Origin of the sequence: Pandoraea nosoerga, from assembly GCF_902459585.1 — a bacterium.
GTDB lineage: Bacteria > Pseudomonadota > Gammaproteobacteria > Burkholderiales > Burkholderiaceae > Pandoraea > Pandoraea nosoerga.
Genome location: NZ_CABPSC010000009.1, coordinates 42,540 through 62,778, shown reverse-complemented (window position 1 = coordinate 62,778; position 20,239 = coordinate 42,540). Strand labels below are relative to the sequence as shown.

The 20,239-nt window shown below is 64.2% G+C and carries 18 protein-coding genes; 15 read left to right on the top strand and 3 right to left on the bottom strand.

Annotated elements, in window-relative coordinates; genetic code table 11:
- Positions 1-115: 115 nt before the first annotated feature.
- Positions 116-2,233, top strand: a complete 2,118-nt coding sequence (gene ligA, locus PNO31109_RS12800) for an NAD-dependent DNA ligase LigA (RefSeq protein ID WP_150555892.1) — start codon at positions 116-118, stop codon at positions 2,231-2,233.
- 16 nt (positions 2,234-2,249) lie between these two features.
- Positions 2,250-2,783, top strand: coding sequence for a peptide deformylase (def, locus tag PNO31109_RS12795; protein ID WP_150555891.1), 534 nt, complete (start codon positions 2,250-2,252; stop codon positions 2,781-2,783).
- A 129-nt stretch (positions 2,784-2,912) separates the two neighbouring features.
- Here def and PNO31109_RS12790 read toward each other — a convergent pair whose 3' ends face one another.
- The 3 genes from PNO31109_RS12790 to map form a co-directional block, all read right to left on the bottom strand.
- Positions 2,913-4,190: a pseudouridine synthase gene (locus PNO31109_RS12790; protein WP_150555890.1), complete on the bottom strand. Its 1,278-nt coding sequence runs from the start codon at positions 4,188-4,190 to the stop codon at positions 2,913-2,915.
- Positions 4,187-6,751, bottom strand: coding sequence for a [protein-PII] uridylyltransferase (locus PNO31109_RS12785; protein ID WP_150555889.1), 2,565 nt, complete (start codon positions 6,749-6,751; stop codon positions 4,187-4,189). Before PNO31109_RS12785 ends, PNO31109_RS12790 begins: the two co-directional genes overlap by 4 nt.
- Positions 6,752-6,842: 91 nt before the next feature.
- Entirely contained in the window at positions 6,843-7,670 is an 828-nt protein-coding gene (gene map / locus PNO31109_RS12780) for a type I methionyl aminopeptidase (RefSeq protein ID WP_150555888.1), read from the bottom strand.
- Here map and PNO31109_RS12775 point away from each other — a divergent pair.
- From PNO31109_RS12775 to fabZ, 13 genes are all read left to right on the top strand, one after another.
- Complete coding sequence (locus PNO31109_RS12775) at positions 7,670-8,161, top strand: hypothetical protein (protein WP_150555887.1); 492 nt, start codon at positions 7,670-7,672, stop codon at positions 8,159-8,161. The genes map and PNO31109_RS12775 overlap by 1 nt on opposite strands.
- Positions 8,162-8,185: 24 nt before the next feature.
- The gene (gene rpsB, locus PNO31109_RS12770) at positions 8,186-8,935 is read left to right on the top strand and encodes a 30S ribosomal protein S2 (protein ID WP_023596248.1); all 750 of its coding nucleotides are present in this window, start codon (positions 8,186-8,188) and stop codon (positions 8,933-8,935) included.
- A 153-nt stretch (positions 8,936-9,088) separates the two neighbouring features.
- Positions 9,089-9,970, top strand: coding sequence for a translation elongation factor Ts (gene tsf, locus PNO31109_RS12765; RefSeq protein WP_150555886.1), 882 nt, complete (start codon positions 9,089-9,091; stop codon positions 9,968-9,970).
- Between the two features lie 97 nt (positions 9,971-10,067).
- Entirely contained in the window at positions 10,068-10,781 is a 714-nt protein-coding gene (pyrH, locus tag PNO31109_RS12760; protein ID WP_150555885.1) for a UMP kinase, read from the top strand.
- Between the two features lie 85 nt (positions 10,782-10,866).
- A complete protein-coding gene (frr, locus tag PNO31109_RS12755; RefSeq protein ID WP_150555884.1) occupies positions 10,867-11,427 on the top strand; it encodes a ribosome recycling factor in 561 nt (186 codons plus the stop codon).
- Positions 11,428-11,489: 62 nt separating this feature from the next.
- Positions 11,490-12,272 carry a polyprenyl diphosphate synthase gene (gene uppS, locus PNO31109_RS12750; protein WP_150555883.1) on the top strand — a complete coding sequence of 261 codons (783 nt, stop codon included), beginning with the start codon at positions 11,490-11,492 and terminating at the stop codon, positions 12,270-12,272.
- A complete protein-coding gene (locus tag PNO31109_RS12745; protein WP_150555882.1) occupies positions 12,272-13,081 on the top strand; it encodes a phosphatidate cytidylyltransferase in 810 nt (269 codons plus the stop codon). The genes uppS and PNO31109_RS12745 overlap by 1 nt, the downstream gene beginning before the upstream one ends.
- 2 nt (positions 13,082-13,083) lie before the next feature.
- Complete coding sequence (gene ispC, locus PNO31109_RS12740) at positions 13,084-14,283, top strand: 1-deoxy-D-xylulose-5-phosphate reductoisomerase (protein ID WP_150555881.1); 1,200 nt, start codon at positions 13,084-13,086, stop codon at positions 14,281-14,283.
- A gap of 44 nt (positions 14,284-14,327) precedes the next feature.
- Positions 14,328-15,737 carry an RIP metalloprotease RseP gene (rseP, locus tag PNO31109_RS12735; protein ID WP_150555880.1) on the top strand — a complete coding sequence of 470 codons (1,410 nt, stop codon included), beginning with the start codon at positions 14,328-14,330 and terminating at the stop codon, positions 15,735-15,737.
- Positions 15,738-15,809: 72 nt separating this feature from the next.
- Complete coding sequence (gene bamA, locus PNO31109_RS12730; protein WP_174966377.1) at positions 15,810-18,113, top strand: outer membrane protein assembly factor BamA; 2,304 nt, start codon at positions 15,810-15,812, stop codon at positions 18,111-18,113.
- A 61-nt stretch (positions 18,114-18,174) separates the two neighbouring features.
- Positions 18,175-18,693 (top strand): OmpH/Skp family outer membrane protein, encoded by a 519-nt coding sequence (locus PNO31109_RS12725; protein ID WP_244958170.1) that lies wholly within the window; start codon positions 18,175-18,177, stop codon positions 18,691-18,693.
- Between the two features lie 14 nt (positions 18,694-18,707).
- Positions 18,708-19,778 (top strand): UDP-3-O-(3-hydroxymyristoyl)glucosamine N-acyltransferase, encoded by a 1,071-nt coding sequence (gene lpxD / locus PNO31109_RS12720; protein ID WP_150555877.1) that lies wholly within the window; start codon positions 18,708-18,710, stop codon positions 19,776-19,778.
- Positions 19,775-20,233 (top strand): 3-hydroxyacyl-ACP dehydratase FabZ, encoded by a 459-nt coding sequence (gene fabZ / locus PNO31109_RS12715; protein ID WP_150555876.1) that lies wholly within the window; start codon positions 19,775-19,777, stop codon positions 20,231-20,233. Before lpxD ends, fabZ begins: the two co-directional genes overlap by 4 nt.
- Positions 20,234-20,239 lie beyond the last annotated feature (6 nt).

Here is a 20,239-nt window from a genome sequence, read left to right as displayed (position 1 = left end):
GTTCACCGTTGGGTGAGCGGCGTTTTTATTCCCATTGATTCCTGCTATCGACGACGCCAAGCCGCGGGCGTCGAAGGCATAATGTTCTGAACTCTCGAATCCCGAGTCTCAACGCATGTCCCAAACTTCCGCTACGGGCCAGGGCGCGAAAGCCCATACGGCAGCCGACGCCACGGCGGCAGCAAAGCGCGCCGCCGAGTTGCGCATCGAACTGGCTCGCCACAACCGCGCCTACTACGAAGACGATGCACCGCTCATCCCCGACGCCGAGTACGACCGCCTGTTCGGCGAACTGGTCGCCCTGGAGAACGCCTTCCCGGAATTGCAGCGTCCCGACTCGCCCACGCAGCGCGTCGGCGGCAAGCCGGTGGAGGGCTTCGCGCCGGTCGTGCACCGGGTGCCGATGCTCTCGCTCAACAACGCGTTTACCGATGAGGATGTCGAAGCGTTCGACCGTCGCGTGAGTGACGCGCTGCGCGACGGGGCGGGCGCGAACGTGTCCAGCGGCGATCTGTTCGGCGCGCCCGTCGAATACGCGGCGGAGCTGAAGTTCGACGGCCTCGCGATCGCGCTGCGCTACGAGCACGGCGTGCTGGTGCAAGCCGCGACGCGCGGCGACGGCACGACGGGCGAAGATGTCACCGCCAACATTCGCACCATCAAGAAGATTCCGCTCAGCCTGAATACCGACACGCCCCCTGAGGTGCTCGAGGTGCGCGGCGAAGTGCTGATGTTTCGCGCCGACTTCGACAAACTCAACCGCGCGCAGGAAGCGGCCGGAGAGAAGGTTTTCGTGAACCCGCGCAATGCGGCGGCGGGCAGTCTGCGTCAACTCGATTCGCGCATCACGGCCAGGCGCCCGCTGTCATTCTTCGCTTACGGCGTGGGTGAACTGGTCGGGGTAGCGATGCCCGAGACGCACTCGGCGCTGCTCGACTGGTATGTCGAGCTGGGTATTCCCGTCAACGATCGCCGCGAAGTGGTGCAGGGCGCGGCCGGCCTGCTCGCGTTCTATCGGGCCGCCGGCGCGGCGCGCGAGTCGCTGCCGTATGACATCGACGGCGTGGTCTACAAGGTGAATCGCCGCGACGAGCAGGACCGCCTCGGCTTCGTCTCGCGCGCGCCGCGCTTCGCGCTGGCTCACAAGTTTCCGGCGCAGGAGGCGCTGACGACGCTGCTCGACATCGAGGTGCAGGTCGGCCGCACGGGGGCAATCACGCCCGTGGCGCGCCTTGCGCCGGTGTTCGTGGGCGGTGCCACGGTCACGAACGCCACGTTGCACAACGAGGACGAAATTCGCCGCAAGGACGTGATGATCGGCGATACGGTGATCGTCCGGCGCGCCGGCGACGTGATCCCGGAGGTCGTTGGCGCGGTGCTCGATCGCCGCCCGGCCGACGCCCGCGCCTTCGTCATGCCGACCGAATGCCCGGTCTGTGGCTCGGCGATCGAGCGGCTGCCCGATGAGGCGATCGCGCGGTGCACTGGCGGCCTGATCTGCGCAGCACAGCGCAAGCAGGCGCTGCTGCATTTCGCGCAGCGCCGTGCGCTCGATATCGAGGGGCTGGGTGACAAGCTGGTGGAGCAGCTCGTCGACCAGCAGATCATTCGCACGCCGGCCGATCTGTTCAAGCTGGGCGTGGCGAAGCTGGCCGCGCTCGATCGGATGGCCGACAAATCGGCGTCCAATCTGGTGGCGTCGATCGACAAGGCGCGTCACACGACGCTCGCCCGCTTCATTTTTGCGCTGGGCATTCGCCATGTGGGCGAGGCGACCGCAAAGGATCTCGCCCGTCATTTCGGCAAGCTCGACAACCTGATTGCGGCGTGCAAGCGCGATTCGGACCTGACGGAACTGCTTGCCGTGCCGGACGTCGGACCGGTGGTGGCCGAGTCGATCAACAATTTCTTCTGCGAAGATCATAATGTCGAGGTGATCGAGCAGTTGCGCGCCGCGGGCGTGAGCTGGCCGGAGTCGGAACCGGCCGCCGCGGCGCCGTTGCCGCTGGCAGGCAAGACCTTCGTGCTTACAGGCACGCTGCCGACGCTCTCGCGCGACGAGGCCAAGGCGATGCTCGAAGAGAAGGGAGCGAAAGTGGCCGGCTCCGTGTCTGCGAAGACGAACTATGTCGTCGCGGGCGCCGAGGCCGGCAGCAAGCTGGCGAAGGCCGAGGCACTGGGGGTGCCCGTGCTCGACGAGGACGCTATGCGCGCAATGTTGGCCGCGCTTTGATGTGAGGACCCGACCGATGATTCGCGACATTCTGAAGATGGGCGATCCGCGCTTGTTGCGCATCGCCAAGGCGGTGGAACAGTTCGATACGCCCGAGTTGCACGAACTCGTGGCCGACATGTTCGACACGATGAAGCACGCAAACGGCGCGGGTCTGGCCGCGCCGCAGATCGGCGTCGATCTGCAGGTGGTGATCTTCGGCTTCGAGCACAACGATCGCTATCCGGACGCGCCCGAAGTGCCCGAGACGGTGCTCATCAACCCGGTGATCACGCCGCTCACGCAGGACATGGAGGAGGGCTGGGAAGGGTGCCTGTCGGTGCCCGGCTTGCGGGGGATGGTCAACCGCTATTCCATGCTGCGTTATGAAGGTTTCGATCAATACGGTCGCGTCATCGACCGTGTGGCGGAAGGCTTCCATGCGCGAGTGGTGCAGCACGAGTGCGATCACCTGATTGGCAAGCTCTATCCGATGCGCATCACGGACTTCACCAAGTTCGGCTTCACGGAGATCCTGTTCCCGGGCTTGGACCCGGCCAGCGACGATTGACGCGCGACACGTTGGCGCGTTGGAATGGAAAAGCCCGCCGAAAATGGCGGGCTTTTTCTTGGTGCGACCGGGAGCGGTGGAAGTCCTCTGCGGCATTCACGCCGGCCCTGGGCAACCGGCGTGCGGGAATCAGAACGTTTCGCCCGGGCGCAGGTAACGCCACTCGCCGACCGGCAGGTTGCCAAGCGTGATGCGTCCCATTCGCACGCGCTTGAGGCCCGTCACATGCAGTCCAACGAGTTCGCACATTCGGCGAATCTGGCGCTTCTTGCCTTCCTTGAGCACGAAACGCAGTTGCTCCGGGTTCTGCCAGTCGACCTGCGCCGGCTTGAGCGGCTGATCGTCGAGCGCCAGACCGTGACGCAGCAACGCCAGACGCTCGGCCGGGAAGTGCGCCTGAACGTTGTGCGAATGCTCGTTGAACGAGACGCGGACGAGATATTCCTTTTCGATCTCGGAGTCCTCGCCAATCAGCTGTTTCGCGACGCGGCCGTCCTGCGTCAGGACGAGCAGGCCCGTCGAGTCGATGTCGAGGCGTCCCGCCGGGGCGAGACTGCGCAGATGCGACGGCGAGAAGCGTATGCCGGCGTCGTCCTCGCTCCAATGGTGTTCGCGCGTAACCAGTACGACGGCCGGCTCATAGCCGTCCTCCGCCTGTCCCGACACGTATCCGACGGGTTTGTGCAGAAGGACCGTCACGCGATTGGCCTGTTCCTTTTGGGCGGCCTGGACGACCGTGATGTCCTGTGTCGGCAGAATCTTCGTACCGAGCTCGGTTACCACCTTGCCATCGACACGCACCCAGCCCTTGGCGATCCACTCGTCCGCTTCGCGACGCGAGCACAGGCCAAGTTGGGACATGCGCTTGGACAGACGCAGCGAGCCGGCGGCGTCGTGGTGAATCTTGATGTCGTCATCGCTGTCACGCCGGGCGCGTGCGGGGCGAGCCTGGGGGGCCGGGCGGGCGCTCCGGGCGCCCCGGGCGCTGCCTTCGGCGCTGCGGCGCGGGCGCTCTTCAGCATTGAAGCGAGCCGGACGGGCGCCCGCCGCACGCTCGCGCTGACCGCGCGCCGGTGGGCGTTCGCCGCTCGTGCGCTTCTCGTATGGCTTGGTACTGCCTGCGGCCTTGCGGGGCGCAGTCCCGGAGGGGCGAGCACCACCGGCGGGCGCCGGCACATCGCCCGCCGGGCGCGGCCGCGCGGGCTTAGTCGGCCTAGTCGGCTTAGTCGGCTCATTCGCCTTCGTCGGCTTCGTCGGCCTCATCTTCGCGCCGGACCCATCGAGCATTGACGCGGGCACGGCTTTGGTCGGGCGCCGAAGCGGGCTCGACGAGCGCACGGGCGCGCGGGTCTTGTCGAGGATGCGGGGATGTTTGGCGCTCAGCTTGGCGCGCGGGGTATCGCTCATGGTTCCAGTGCTTCGAGTAATTCGGTCTCGACGGCGATTTGCAGGCGGTTATCCTGCAAGCGGCTGCCGTCGAGCAGGAACGTGTCTTCGACACGCTCGCCGAGGGTGTTGATGCGGGCGGTACGCACGCTCACGCCATGACGCGCGAGCACGCGGGCGACCGCGTAGAGCAGGCCGGTGCGGTCGTTGGCCGATACCGACAGCAAGTAGTATTGGCCGCGATCGTCAGGGCGCAGATCGACGCGCGGAGTGACGGGGAAGCTGCGCGAGCGGCGCGGCAGGCGCCCCTTGTTCGGTTCGGCCAACGGTTCGGCGCGCGTGAGCAGCGAGACCAGCTCGCTCTCCACCAGGCTGATGATGTCGCGATAGCTCGTATCGAGGCCCGGGTCGGTAAGCAGGAAGCTATCGAGCGCGAAGCCCTCGCTGGTCGTGTGTACCTTGGCGTCGAGAATCGACAGGCCCTTGCGCTCGAAATAGCCGCAAATTCGGGCAAACAGGTCCACCTGGTCGCGCACGTAGACCATCACCTGCAATCCTTCCCCAATCGGCGAGGGACGCGCCTTGACGATGGGCTCGGCGCTCTGCACATGTCGCCACAAATGGCGCGTCTGCCATGCGACATCCGCCGGGTCGTTGCGCAGGAAATAAGCGACGTCCAGCGTGTTCCACAGCGCCTCCTGCGCGCGTTCGGGCACCGTGTACAGCCGTAGCAGGCCGAGCGCTTCCTCCTTGCGGGCCTTAAGCCGTGCATGCGGATCGGGATTGGCCCCGCCCAGCACCTGCAATGTCAGGCGGTAGAGGTCTTCGAGCAGCTTGCCCTTCCACGCGTTCCACACCTTCGGGCTGGTGCCGCGAATGTCGGCAACCGTCAGCAGGTAGAGCGCCGTCAGACGACGCTCGTTGCCGACCTTGTCGGCGAACCGGCGAATGACCTCGGGGTCGGTGGTGTCCTGCTTCTGCGCCACCGTGCTCATCGTCAGATGCTCGCCGACGAGCCACACGATCAACTCCGTATCCTCGCGGCCGAGGCCATGGCGCGTACAGAAGCGCCGGGCGTCGACCATGCCCAGTGTGGAGTGATCGCCGCCGCGGCCCTTCGCGATGTCATGGAAGAGGGCGGCGATGGTCAACACCCACGGCCGGTCGAAGTTCGCGATCAACTGGCTGCAGAACGGGTATTCGTGCGTGTGTTCCGCCACCGCGAAGCGGCGGATGTTGCGCACCACCATCAGGATGTGCTGGTCGACCGTGTAGACGTGGTAGAGGTCGTGCTGCATCTGACCCACGACGCGACGGAAGTTGATCAGATAGCGGCCCAGCACGCTTGTCTGGTTCATCAGACGCAAGGCGTGCGTGATGCCCTGCGGCTGCTGCAGGATTTCGAGGAACGTCCGTCGGTTCTCTGGATCGGCGCGCCAGCGGGCGTCCATCAGTTCGCGGGCGTTATACAGCGCGCGCAGCGTTCTCGCCGACAGGCCCTTCACGCCGACGACCTGCTCGTACAGCAGGAAGGTCTCGAGGATCGCGTTCGGGTGACGCTGATACAACTCGTCGTCCGCAATCTCGATCATTCCCTGCTTTTCGACGAATCGCTCGTTGATTACGCGCGTCACGCCGCTGGTCTGCGGGAAGAGGCGGGCTTCGACATTGAGCAGCAGCACGGTGTTGAGCTGCGAGACGGCTTTCGCGGCCCAGTAATACCGGCGCATGAGTTGCTCGCTCGCGCGCTTGGTCGGCGTTGCCTCGAACCCGAGGCTTTGCGCGAGCGACGTCTGCATGTCGAACACGAGGACGTCCTGGCGACGCCGCGCAATCAGATGGAGCCGCGCGCGCAGCCCTTTCAGGAACTGCTCGTTGCGACGCAGTTCCTTGAGCTCGCGCTCGGTGAGCAAGTCGCGTGCGAAGAGCTCCGCCCAACTGTTGCCCAGGCCGGCCGCCTTCGTCATCCACAGGATTACCTGCAAGTCGCGCAGCCCGCCCGGGCTTTCCTTGCAGTTCGGCTCCAGACTGTACGGCGTGTCCTGATACTTGGCGTGCCGCTGGCGGATCTCCAGCTGCTTGCTGCGAAAGAACGCGAGCGGATCGAGATCGGCGGCAAAGCGTTGCCCGAATTCGTCGAAAAGCGCGCGATTGCCCGTGAGAAAGCGCGCCTCGAGCAGACTTGTCTGCACGGTGATGTCGGCATGGGCTTCGGTCAGGCACTCGTCTACCGTGCGGACCGACGAGCCGATTTCCAGCCCGATGTCCCACAGAAAACCAATGAACGGCTCCACGTGCTGCGTGAGCGCCTCGCCATCGATGCTGCGGTGCAGCAACAGGATGTCGACATCCGAATACGGATAGAGCTCACCGCGCCCGTAGCCGCCCACGGCGACCAGCGCGAGACCGTCTGGCATGCCGCACTGGGCCCAGGCCTCGCGCATCGATTGATCGACGGCCTGGCAGAGTCCGTGCAGCAGGGCGTCGACCTTGCCATGCGCGGTGAAGCGCTCGACGAGGTCGGCCTTGCGTTGCCTGAGGGCCTGACGTAGCGGGGACGGGGCATGAGCACGCGCGTGCATGGCGGCTTCTTCCTGAGTGTATGTGACGGGTCAGGCCGGGGCGGCCGCCCTCATCGGCGGCCGGGCATGGGGGCTTCGAAGTTGGCGAACGTCAGGCGGCCGCGGGAAAAGACGCCACATAGGCGGACCCCGGCGGCGGCGGCGGCGTGAGGGCCGAGTGCGTGAGCACCTCGTGCCCCGTTTCCGTCACGAGCACGGTGTGTTCCCACTGCGCCGACAGACTGCGGTCGCGCGTCTTCACCGTCCACTGGTCCGGCATCGTGCGGATTTCACGCTTGCCGGCGTTGATCATCGGCTCGATGGTGAAGATCATGCCGGCCTGCAGCTCGATGCCGGTGCCCGGGCGTCCGTAGTGCAGGATCTGGGGATCTTCGTGAAACACCTGGCCAATGCCGTGGCCGCAGTATTCGCGCACGACGCTGTAACCCTGCGCTTCGGCATGCGTCTGGATCGCGTGCCCGATGTCGCCCAGATGCGCGCCTGGCCGGACCTGGTTGATGCCGAGCCACATGCACTCGTAAGTGACCTGCGCCAAGCGTCTGGCCAGGATCGAGCCTTCGCCGACGATGAACATGCGGCTCGTATCGCCGAAGTAGCCGTCCTTGATGACGGTGATGTCGATGTTCAGCGCGTCGCCGTTCTTGAGGACCTTGTCGCCCGGAATGCCGTGGCAGATCACGTCGTTCACGGAAATGCAGGTGGCCTTCGGGTAGGGCGGATAGCCGGGCGGCTGATAGTTCAGCGGCGCGGGCACGGTCCCTTGCTCCTTGACCATGTACTCGTGGCACAGCCGGTCGAGCTCCCCGGTCGTCACGCCCGCGCGGACGTGCGGCGTAATGAAATCGAGCACTTCGCTGGCCAGGCGGCAGGCGACGCGCATCATTTCGATGTCGTGGGCATTCTTGAGGGTGATGGCCATTGCTGGATCTGACAGATTGCGGAAACAATGCCGCATTATCGCATCAATGGGCCGGTTTCGGCCCGCGCGGCGCGGATTTCGGCCGATTCCGAGGCGAATTTTCCGAACTTCCGGACCCGGCCTCGGACGGCGCCCCGGACCGGGCGCAATGCCGCATGGACCGGGCGTTTGGCGGGTCGCATGACAGGCTTGTGCGTCACTTGAGCGAAGGCGCCCCGCGATGCTATAATCTCGGGCTAAGTCGAGGACGAGTTGTCGATAAAGCCAAGGGTTTTCCCTTGGCTTTCAAGGGTCCTGGCCGGATTTTTGGGGTGTTTTGCCCCAGTGTGGTGCCAAATAAAGGCGTCGCGTCCGGTGAGGCGGGCGATATTCGCCTCGGCTTGGAAACTTTTGAAATCGCGGGCCGGCGCACCCAGGGTGCCCGATTTTCGCAGGCGGGTCATGCAAAGCTGTGTGGCAGTCTGGCGAAACGGGTACGGCAGCCGGTCTAAGACCCAACCCTCACGGAGAATCACATGTCTGTCACGATGCGTCAGATGCTGGAAGCGGGCGTCCATTTCGGTCACCAAACCCGTTTCTGGAACCCCAAGATGGCCCCCTATATCTTCGGCCATCGCAACAAGATTCACATCATCAACCTCGAAAAGACGTTGCCGATGTACCAGGACGCACTGAAGTACGTGCGTCAACTGGCCGCCAACCGTGGCACGATCCTGTTCGTGGGCACGAAGCGCCAGGCGCGTGAAATCGTGGCGGAAGCCGCAACGCGCGCGGGTATGCCTTACGTCAACAACCGTTGGCTGGGCGGCATGCTGACGAACTTCAAGACCCTGAAGTCGTCGATCAAGAAGCTCAAGGACATGGAGCAGGCTCTGGAAGCCGGCGAACAAGAGCGCATGAGCAAGAAGGAAGCGCTGCTGTTCGATCGCGAAATGGCCAAGCTGCAGAAGTCCATCGGTGGCGTGAAGGAAATGGGCGGCATGCCCGACGCCATCTTCGTGGTCGACGTCGGCTACCACAAGATCGCCATCACCGAAGCCAACAAGCTGGGCATTCCGGTGATCGCCGTGGTCGACACGAACCACTCGCCGGATGGCGTGGACTACGTCATCCCGGGTAACGACGACTCGAGCAAGGCTGTCGAGCTGTACGTGCAAGGCGTTGCCGACGCCATCCTCGAAGGCCGTGCAAACGCCGTCAAGGAAGTCGTCGAAGCCGTGCGCGGCGATGGCGACGAGTTCGTCGAAGTGAACGAAGAGGCGTAAGCGGCCACCGCTGCGTAACAAAAGGGGCTGCTGGTGGCGCCCCTTTTTTTTAGTCTGATTTCCCCGCGTCGGGTGCGCGGGGCGCCAGGGGCGGGCAGCGAGGCCGTCACGGCGCCGTCTCCACCCGACTGATTCGATATACAGGAGTAAGAGATGCCGGCAATTACTGCAGCAATGGTGGGCGAACTGCGCGCCAAGACCGATGCGCCGATGATGGAATGCAAGAAGGCGCTGACCGAAGCCGACGGCGACATGGTCCGCGCCGAGGAAATCCTGCGCGTCAAGCTGGGCAGCAAGGCGAGCAAGGCCGCAAGCCGTATCACGGCCGAGGGCGTGATCGCCGCCTACATCGACGGCGGCAAGGGCGCCGTGGTCGAAATCAACTGCGAGACCGACTTCGTCTCGAAGAACGACGACTTCCTGAAGTTCGCCAACGACCTGGCCAAGCTGGTCGCCGAGCAGAACCCGGCCGACGTGGCGGCGCTCTCGGCCCTGCCGCTCGACGGCAAGACGGTCGAACAAGTGCGCGCCGACCTGATCGGCAAGATCGGCGAGAACATGACGATTCGCCGCTTCCAGCGCTATGAAACGTCGGCCAAGCTCGCGGCCTACCTGCACGGCACGCGCATCGGCGTGATGGTCGAGTACGACGGCGCAGATCCGGAAGTCGGCAAGAACGTGGCCATGCACATCGCCGCCATGAAGCCGGTGGCCGTGTCGGGCGACCAGGTTTCGCCGGAACTGATCGAGAAGGAGCGCAAGGTCGCCGCCGAGAAGGCCGCCGAGTCGGGCAAGCCGGCCGAGATCGTCGCCAAGATGGTGGAAGGCAGCGTGCAGAAATTCCTGAAGGAAGTCTCGCTGTTCAACCAGGCTTACGTGAAGGACGACAAGTCGACCGTCGAGCAGATGCTCAAGGCCAACAACACCACGGTCAAGGGCTTCACCATGTTCGTGGTCGGCGAAGGCATCGAGAAGAAGCAGGACGACTTCGCTGCCGAAGTGGCTGCCCAGGTGGCCGCTGCCAAGCAGTCGTAATTCGCGCAGCACGCAGTACCCGGGGGCGGCCATGCCGTCCCCGTTGTTTCATCCAGAATACCCTCACAGTGCCCGACCAGACTTCTTAAGGACCGCCATGTCTACTCCTTACAAACGCGTACTTCTCAAGCTCTCTGGTGAAGCCCTCATGGGTGACGATGCGTTCGGCATCAATCGCGCGACCATCGAGCGGATGGTGGCCGACATTGCCGAGGTCGTGCGCTTGGGCACGCAACTGGCCGTCGTGATCGGCGGCGGCAACATTTTCCGGGGTGTGGCAGGCGGGGCCGCCGGCATGGACCGCGCAACGGCCGACTACATGGGCATGCTCGCGACGATGATGAACGCGCTGGCCTTGCAGGACGCCATGCGTCACGCCGGCATCGAAGCGCGTGTGCAATCCGCGCTGCGCATGGACCAGGTGGTCGAGCCCTACATTCGTCCGCGTGCGATCCGTCAGCTCGAAGAGGGCAAGGTCGTGATCTTCGCCGCCGGTACGGGCAACCCGTTCTTCACCACCGACACCGCCGCCGCGCTGCGCGGCTCCGAAGTCGGTGCGGAAGTGGTGCTCAAGGCAACCAAGGTCGATGGCGTATACTCGGCCGACCCCAAGAAGGACCCCAACGCAGTAAAGTATTCGACCATCAGCTTCGACGAGGCCATCTCGAAGAACCTGCAGGTCATGGACGCGACCGCTTTCGCGCTGTGCCGCGATCAGAAGATGCCGGTGCGCGTGTTCTCGATCGTCAAGCCGGGCGCGCTCAAGCACGTCATCCTCGGCGAGGACGAGGGAACGCTCGTCCACGTTTGAGTTCAAATTGCGGCGTCGGCGGGCATTGGCGCGCCGACGCCGTATCATTTACGTTTGCGTATCAATTCAAGGTTTGGAGGTTGTCATGACCGTTGCTGACATCAAGAAGAATGTCGAGCAAAAAATGCAAAGCTCGATCGAATCGTTCAAGAACAACCTGGCGAAGATTCGTACCGGTCGCGCGCATACCGGCCTGCTCGATCATGTGCAGGTCGATTACTACGGCTCGATGGTGCCGATCTCGCAAGTGGCCAACGTCAACCTCATCGACGGTCGCACGATCGGCGTGCAGCCGTGGGAAAAGAAGATGGTCGCCGCCGTCGAGAAGGCCATCCGCGAGTCGGATCTCGGCCTGAATCCCGCCACGCAAGGCGATCTGATCCGCGTGCCGATGCCCATGCTGACCGAAGAGCGTCGACGCGAGCTGACCAAGCTGGTCAAGTCCGAAGGCGAAAGTGCGAAGGTCGCCGTGCGCAACCTGCGTCGCGATGCCAACGAGCAGTTGAAGAAGCTGGTCAAGGACAAGGAGGCTTCGGAAGACGACGAGCGCCGCGGCAGCGAAGACGTGCAGAAGCTCACCGACAAGTTTGTCGCCGAAATCGACAAGCTCGTGCAGCAGAAGGACGCCGAGATCATGACGGTCTGAGGGCCGCCGGCCTTCACCGTAAGACTCTCGCCGACTTTTTGCGACTTCCGCGCCGTATCTCAATGGGTTTTCTCAGCTCCACGCTCACCGTTCCCGAGACAGCGAGCATCCCGCGCCACGTCGCCATCGTGATGGATGGCAACGGGCGTTGGGCCACCAGTCGTAAATTGCCACGCGTGGCGGGCCACAAGCGCGGTGTCGATGCCGTGCGTGAAGCGGTGACGGCGTGCGCCGAACTCGGCGTCGAGTACCTGACCCTGTTCGCGTTCAGCTCCGAGAACTGGCGTCGCCCGCAGGACGAGGTCTCGACGCTGATGCAGCTCTTCATCCTCGCGCTGGAGCGAGAAGTCGGCAAACTGCACAGCAACGGCATTCGTTTGCGCGTCATCGGCGCGCTCGAAGCGTTCGAGCCGCGCATTCAGGAACTGGTCCGGCGTGCCGAAGAGCGCACGCAGGACAACAAGGGCCTCACGCTCACCATTGCCGCCAACTACGGCGGGCGCTGGGACATTCTGCAAGCGGCGCAGAAGCTTGCGGCGGCGCGCGTCGCGCAGGGTGGGGCCGCTGCGCTCGAGACCTCGTTCAGCGAGGAAGATCTCGCGCCGTATCTGAGCATGGCCTACGCCCCGGAGCCGGACCTGTTCATCCGCACCGGCGGCGACCAGCGGGTCAGTAATTTTCTGCTTTGGCAACTGGCGTACACTGAACTGTATTTCACCGAAGAATACTGGCCGGACTTCAACGCCAACACGCTCAGGCGGGCGATCGCCGAGTTTCAGCAGCGCGAACGCCGTTTTGGCCGTACCAGCGCGCAAGTCCAGAACTCCTCGGGACAATCCGCCTGATGCTCAAGACACGCGTCATTACCGCTGTCGTACTTCTCGCCATTCTGTTGCCCGTGATCTTCGTCGGTACGCCGGCGCAGTTCGCATTGCTCGCGGCCGTCATCGTCGCCGCGGCCGGCTGGGAATGGGCAAGGCTGGTCGGACTCAACAGTACCGGCGCGGTTTTCTACGGGGCGCTCTCGCTGCTGGGCGTGGGCCTCACGTGGGGCGGCGGCTGGACCTCTTCGGGCCTCTGGCTCAAGCCCGCGGCCATTTTCTGGCTGCTCGCGGGCCCCTACACGCTGATGCGCAAGCCCGCCACGAAGGGCGCCTGGCGCGCGCTGCTGCTCGTGGCCGGCCCGGTGCTGCTGATCGCGGCGTGGCAGGCGCTGTGTCTGGCGCGTGAGCGCGGCGTGGCGTTCCTGCTGTCGGTGCTGGTGATCGTATGGCTGGCCGATACCGGCGCCTACTTCGCGGGGCGCGCATTCGGCCGCCGCAAGCTGGCGCCGTCCATCAGCCCCGGCAAGTCTTGGGAAGGGGCGGTCGGCGGATGGCTGCTGGTACTGGTGGTCGCGGCTGGCGTGCTCGCGAGCGGCATGCAGGCGCCGACCCTCGTCTCGCACCTCGCCGGCACGCTCGGACTGGCGCTCGGCGCGCTGGCGCTGACGCTGCTGGTGGCGTTCTCGGTCGTGGGCGACCTGTTCGAATCTCAACTCAAACGGCAGGCCGGCGTGAAGGATTCCAGCGCGCTGCTGCCCGGCCACGGAGGCGTGCTCGACCGAATCGACGCATTGCTCCCGGTCCTCCCGTTGGCTCTGCTCCTCGTCTGATCATGTCGCAACGTCTCTCCATTCTCGGCTCCACCGGCTCCATCGGCGTCAGCACGCTCGATGTCGTGGGCCGTCATCCCGACCGCTTTGCCGTCTACGCGCTCTCGGCGCATCGCAACCTCGATCGCCTGTTCGAGCAGTGCGTCGCGCATCGTCCGCAGGTGGCCGTGGTCGCCGACGCCGACGGGGCTCGCTCGCTCGCGGCGCGTCTGGCCGACGCCGGGCTGAAGACCGAAGTCGCTTACGGGCCGCAGGCGCTCGTGGACATCGCTCAAGCGCCGCAAGCGACGACGGTCGTGGCCGCCATCGTTGGCGCCGCGGGTCTTCAGTCGACGCTCGCTGCGGCTCGTGCTGGCAAGCGCATTCTGCTTGCCAACAAGGAGTCGCTCGTGCTCTCCGGGGCGCTGTTCATGGCGACGGCCGAGCGCGCCGGCGCCACGCTGCTGCCGCTCGACAGTGAGCACAACGCCATTTTCCAGTGCCTGCCGCAAGTGGCGGGCGAGAGCCGGATTTCCACGCGCGGCGTGGAGAAACTGGTGCTGACGGCCTCGGGCGGACCGTTTCGCGAGCGCGAACTGGCCTCGCTGGAAAACGTGACGCCGGATCAAGCGTGCGCGCACCCGAACTGGGTCATGGGCCGCAAGATTTCCGTCGACTCGGCCAGCATGATGAACAAGGGGCTGGAAGTCATCGAGGCGCACTGGCTCTTCAATATGCCGCCCGAGAAGATCGAGGTGCTGATTCATCCGCAAAGCGTGATCCACTCGATGGTCACGTACACGGACGGTTCCACGCTCGCCCAGCTCGGCAACCCTGACATGCGCACGCCGATCGCGCACGCGCTGGCGTTTCCCGATCGGGTGGCGTCGGGCGTGCCGAGCCTGAATCTGGCGGACATTGCCCGTCTGACGTTCGAGGCGCCGGACCTGCGCCGCTTCCCGTGCCTGCGCCTGGCGTTCGAGACGCTGCATCGCGGCGGCACGGCCGGCGCGCTGCTCAATGCGTCCAACGAAGTCGCCGTCGCCGCCTTCCTCGAAGGGCGCATCCGCTTCACGGCAATCGCACAGGTGGTCGAACAGGTGCTCGATGCCGTGCCGGTCGGCGAAGCGACGTCGCTCGAGGTGGTGCTCGAGGCCGACCGCCGCGCCCGCGAACTGGCGACGGGCATCGTCGCCGCATTGCCCGCCCCGGCGTTTTCCTGACGCCACGTCGATGTCGTAACGTCCCCCGAGGCCCCGTCCCGCTCATGAATCTGCTCACCACGCTGCTCGCTTTCGCCGTCGCCATTGGCGTGCTGGTGGTGTTCCACGAGTTGGGGCATTACACGGTGGCGCGGCTTTGCGGCGTGAAGGTGCTGCGTTTCTCGGTGGGGTTCGGCGCGCCGCTCTTCAAGTGGACGATGGGGCGTGACCGTACCGAATGGACGGTGTGCGCCTTGCCGCTGGGGGGCTACGTTCGCATGCTCGACGAGCGTGACGAGACGCAGATCGTTGCGCCGGAAGACCGGGATCGCGCCTTCAACCGTCAATCCGTCTACAAGCGATTCGCCATCGTGGCGGCCGGGCCGGTCGCCAACTTCCTCCTTGCCGTCGCGCTTTACACCGGTCTGAATCTCACCGGCGTGACCGAGCCGGTCGCGCGCATTGCGCCGCCGGCGGCCGGAACGCTGGCCGCGCGCGCGGGCCTCTCGGGGGGCGAACTGATCACCGGCGTTCGCGAAAACGGTAACGATCCCGATGCCGCCGTAGGCGACGAAGTGCCGGTGCGCTCTTGGGAAGACCTGCGCTGGCGGCTCGTCGATCCGATCATCGAAGGGCAGCGCGTCACGCTGGTGGCGCGTACGCGCGACGGCCGGGCCGAGTACACGCTGGACGCCGCGGGTCAGCATTTCGAAGGCGACGGCGAGCAGGATTTCATGCAGCGCCTGGGGCTGGTGCCGTCGGCGCGCGTCAAGGTCGGGCAATTGGTGCCGGGAAGCGCCGCGCAGAAGGCGGGCTTGCGCGTAGGCGACGAGATCACGGCCGTCGATGGCAGCCCGTTGGCGTCGGCCAAGGCGCTGGTGGATGCCGTGCGCGCACACCCCGGCAAGCCCATGACGCTGACCGTGCGCCGCGACGGCGGTGTGCGCAGCGTAACGCTTACACCAAGCGCCGAAGTCGAGCCGGCGGGCGAGGGCAGTGCAGCCAGGCCGGCGGGCGCCCCCGTGGGCAAGATCGGCGCCGCGCTCGCAAGCCAGGTCGATTCGGTGAGCGTGCGTTACGGCCTCTTCGAGGCAATCGGCCGCGGTGCGCAGCGCACATGGGATGTGACGGCGTTCAGCGTGCGCATGTTCGGCAAGATGATCGTCGGGCAGGCGTCGCTCAAAAACCTGAGCGGGCCGGTCACGATTGCCGATTATGCGGGGCGTTCCGCACGTCTGGGACTCGATTATTTCGTCGCCTTTCTGGCCCTTGTCAGCATTAGTCTCGGCGTATTGAATCTGTTGCCGATTCCGGTTCTGGACGGTGGCTATCTGTTATATTATGCGGTCGAAGCGATTACCGGGCGGGCGGTTTCCGAACGGTGGCAGGGCGCGCTGCAACGAGTGGGCATCGTCTGCATCCTTGCGCTCTCTGCCGTAGCACTTTTCAACGACCTGTCGAAGTTGCTGCACTAGACAGCGTCACGCGCCTGCCGGTCGCAGGCAAATCCGAGTTTTTACGATTCAATTGTTTCTTGGGGAAGCAAGTTGTCGAATAAATACCACCTTGTTCCGAAGACCCTGGTGATTGCGGTTCTGGCGGCACACAGTTTCCTGGCGCGCGCCGTCGAGCCGTTCGTGGTCAAGGATATCCGAGTGGAGGGCTTGCAGCGCATCGAACCCGGCACGGTGTTCTCCTACCTGCCGGTCAAACCGGGTGACAAGTTCAACGACGATAAGGGCACCGAAGCAATTCGTGCCCTTTATGCAACGGGCCTGTTCTCGGACGTGAGCGTCGAAGCGCAAGGCAGCGTGCTGGTGGTGCACGTCAACGAGCGTCCCGCAATTGCCAGCATCGACTTTCTCGGCATCAAGGAATTCGACAAGGACGGTCTGAAGAAGGCGCTGCGCTCGGTCGGCCTGACCGAAGGTCGCACGTTCGATCGCAACCTGCTCGACAAGTCGGAGCAGGAACTCAAGCGTCAATACCTTACGCGCGGTTATTACGCTGCCGAGGTGAAGACGACGGTCACGCCGCTCGAGCGCAACCGGGTGGGCATTCAGTTCGCCGTGACCGAAGGCCCGAAGGCAACGATCCAGCAGATCAACTTCGTGGGTAACAAGGCGTTCTCCTCCTCGGACCTGATGTCCGAGATGGAGCTGGGCACGCCGAACTGGCTGTCGTGGTACTCGAAGAACGATCTGTATTCCAAGGACAAGCTCACCGGCGATCTGGAAAAGCTGCGTTCGTTCTACCTGAATCGCGGTTATTTGGAATTTAACATCGACTCCACCGACGTCTCGATTACGCCGGACAAGGACCAGATGTTCCTGACGATCAATCTGCACGAAGGCGAGCCGTACAAGGTCTCAGACGTGAAGCTCACCGGCGAGATGCTCGGCAAGCAGGACGACATCCAGAAGCTCGTGCAACTCAAGGCCGGCGACACGTTCTCCGCGGCGAAGCTGCAGGCGAGCACCAAGGCCATCTCCGATCTGCTCGGCAACTACGGCTTCGCCTTCGCCAACGTGAACGCGCAGCCGACGATCGATCGCAACAACCACACGGTGGCGTTGACGATGACGATCGATCCGGGCCGCCGCGTGTACGTGCGCAAGATCAACATCGTGGGCAACTCGCGCACGCGCGACGAAGTCATTCGCCGCGAGCTGCGCCAGCTCGAGAGCTCGTGGTACGACGCGGACCGCCTGAAACTCTCGCAGGACCGTATCAACCGTCTGGGCTACTTCACCGACGTGAACGTGACGACCGAGCCGGTGCCCGGCTCGAACGATCAGGTCGACCTGCAGGTGAAGGTGGAGGAAAAGCCGACGGGGACGATCAACGTCGGTGCCGGCTTCTCGTCGACCGACAAGGTCGTGCTGCAGGCCGGTATCAGCCAGGACAACGTGTTCGGCTCGGGCACGTCGCTCTCGGTGAACGTAAACACCGGCAAGACCTACCGCACGCTGGCGGTCACGCAGGTCGATCCGTACTTCACCGTCGACGGCGTGAGCCGCATTACCGACGTCTATTACCGCACGTATCAGCCGCTGCTGCTCACGAGCGATTCGGACTTCCGTATCAACACGCTGGGCGGCAACCTCAAGTTCGGTGTGCCGTTCTCGGAAGTCGATACGGTGTTCTTCGGTCTGGGTTTCGAACAGACGCGCCTGCACCTGACGAGCGACGGCACCACGCCGCAGCGCTACATCGACTACGCGAACCAGTTCGGTTACGTCAGCAACAACTATCCGCTGACGATCGGCTGGTCGCGCGATTCGCGTGACAGCGCGCTGATCCCGAACCGCGGTCACTATCAGCAGGCCAACCTGGAAGTCGGCACGCCGATTGGTACGACCAAGTACTTCCGCGCGTATTACCAGCACCAGTACTACTATCCGGTAAGCCGCGGCTTCACGCTGGCGTTGAACGGCGAGGTGGGCTACGGTCACGGGCTGGGCGGCCAGCCGTTCCCGATCTTCAAGAACTACTTCGCGGGCGGTATCGGTTCGGTACGCGGTTACGAGCCGAGCTCGCTGGGGCCGAAGGATACGAACGGGGAGCCGCTGGGTGGCGCCTCGAAGCTCATCGGCAACGTCGAACTGACGTTCCCGCTGCCGGGCACGGGTTACGATCGCACGCTGCGCATCTTCACGTTCTTCGATGGCGGTAACGTGTTCGATAACGGCCAGGCGATCACCTTCAATAACCTGCGCTATTCTTACGGCTTCGGCCTGTCGTGGATTTCGCCGATCGGCCCGCTCAAACTCTCGATGGGCTTCCCGCTGGTCAAGAAGACGGGCGACCAGTATCAGAAATTCCAGTTCCAGGTCGGTACGTCGTTCTGACGACGGCGCGTCGACCGGTTACGAATGAATCATCGTTGTAAGGGGTAATACATTGAACGGTATCCGTAAGCATTGCCTGCGCGGCGTGGCCGCGGCGTTGCTGGCCGGCGCGGCGTTTGCCGCCACGGCCCAGGATGCGCGCATCGCCGCTGTCAATTCGGATCGCATTCTGCGCGATTCGGCACCGGCCAAGGCGGCGCAAGCCAAGCTCGAAGCCGAGTTCTCCAAGCGGGACGCGGATCTGCAAAGCATGGCCCAACGTCTCAAGGCGATGTCGGACAAGCTCGACAAGGACAATCCCACGCTGTCCGACGCCGAGCGCGCCAAGCGCCAGCGCGATCTGGCCGCGGCCGACACCGAGTTCCAGCGCAAGCAGCGAGAGTTTCGTGAAGACCTGAACCAGCGTCGCAACGAAGAACTCGCCGCCGTGCTCGACCGCGCCAACCGCGTCATCAAGCAAATTGCCGAGGCCGACAAGTACGATCTGATCGTGCAGGAGGCTGTCTACGTGAGCCCGCGTATCGACATTACCGACAAGGTGCTCAAGACCCTGAACGCCAGTTCGGGCAGCGGCAAGTGACGGGGGCGTCTTCCATGTCGGGAGCGCCGTCGGTTTCGATTGCTCAACTGGTCGCCCGCTTCGGCGGCGATCTCGTCGGTGACGGCGACGTGACGGTCGAGGGCCTCGCGCCGCTCGATCGCGCCGGCGCGCGTCAACTCGCGTTCCTGTCCAATCCGCTGTATCTCGCCGAAGTGCCCAAGTCGGGCGCGGCGGCAATCATTCTCTCCAAGGCCGATTTCGACAAGCTGCCGTCGCACGACGGTCGCACCTGGATCATCGCGCCGAATCCTTACGCGTATTTCGCCCGTGTGGCGCAGATGTTCGCACAGGCCGCGGCCCCGGCCGTGGCGCCCGGCGTTCACCCGAGCGCCGTGGTCGACCCGGCGGCGCTAGTTCCGGCCTCGTGCGTGATCGGCCCGAACGTGGTGATCGAAGCGGGCGTGCGTCTGGGCGAGCGTGTGCGTCTGATGGCCAATGTCTTCATCGGCCGCGGCACCACGCTCGGAGACGACGTGCTCGTCTACCCGAACGTCACGATTTACCACACGAGCGTGATCGGCGCGCGTTGCGTGATTCACGCGGGGGCGGTGATCGGCTCCGATGGTTTCGGCTTTGCCCCCGACTTCTCGGCCACGGGCGGCGAATGGGTGAAGATTCCGCAGGTCGGCCGTGCCGTGATCGAGGACGACGTGGAGATCGGCGCGTCGACCTCCATCGACCGCGGCGCGATGGCCGATACGGTGATCGAGCGCGGTTGCAAGATCGACAACCAGGTGCAGATCGCGCATAACGTGCGCGTTGGCGCCTACACCGTGATTGCCGCGTGTACGGGCATTGCCGGCAGCAGTACGATCGGAAAGTTCTGCATGCTGGGCGGGGCTGTCGGCGTGGCCGGACACGTCACCATCGGCGACCGGGTTATCGTGACGGCCAAGTCCGGCGTCTCGAAATCGATTCCCGGCCCGGGCACATATACGAGCGCATTCCCGGCGATTCCGAACGCCGAATGGAACAAAAACGCGGCCATCATGCGCAATCTGGACAAGATGCGCGACCGCGTGCGTCAACTTGAAGCGAAGGTCAAAGACCTGCAAGACAAATGAGCGAGACCACTATCAATATCGATATCCACAAGATCATGAAGCTGCTGCCGCATCGGTATCCGATGCTGATGGTGGACCGTGTGATCGAGTTGGAGCCGCACAAGAACATCAAGGTCATCAAGAACGTCACGATCAATGAGCCGTACTTCACGGGGCATTATCCGCAGCGTCCGGTCATGCCGGGCGTGCTGATCGTCGAGGCAATGGCGCAGGCCGCCGCATTGCTCACGTTCTCCGAGGAGCCGGTGCATGACGAAAACACGCTCTACTATTTCGTGGGTATCGAGAACGTTCGCTTCAAGCGTCCTGTCGAACCGGGCGACCAGATCGTGCTCGACATCGACTTCCTGAGCGAGCGGCGCGGCTTCTTCAAGTTCAAGGGCAAGGCCCTGGTCGATGGCAAGATCGCGGCGGAAGCCGAGTTCATGTGCATGGTCAAGAAGAACGGCGAATAACCGGAA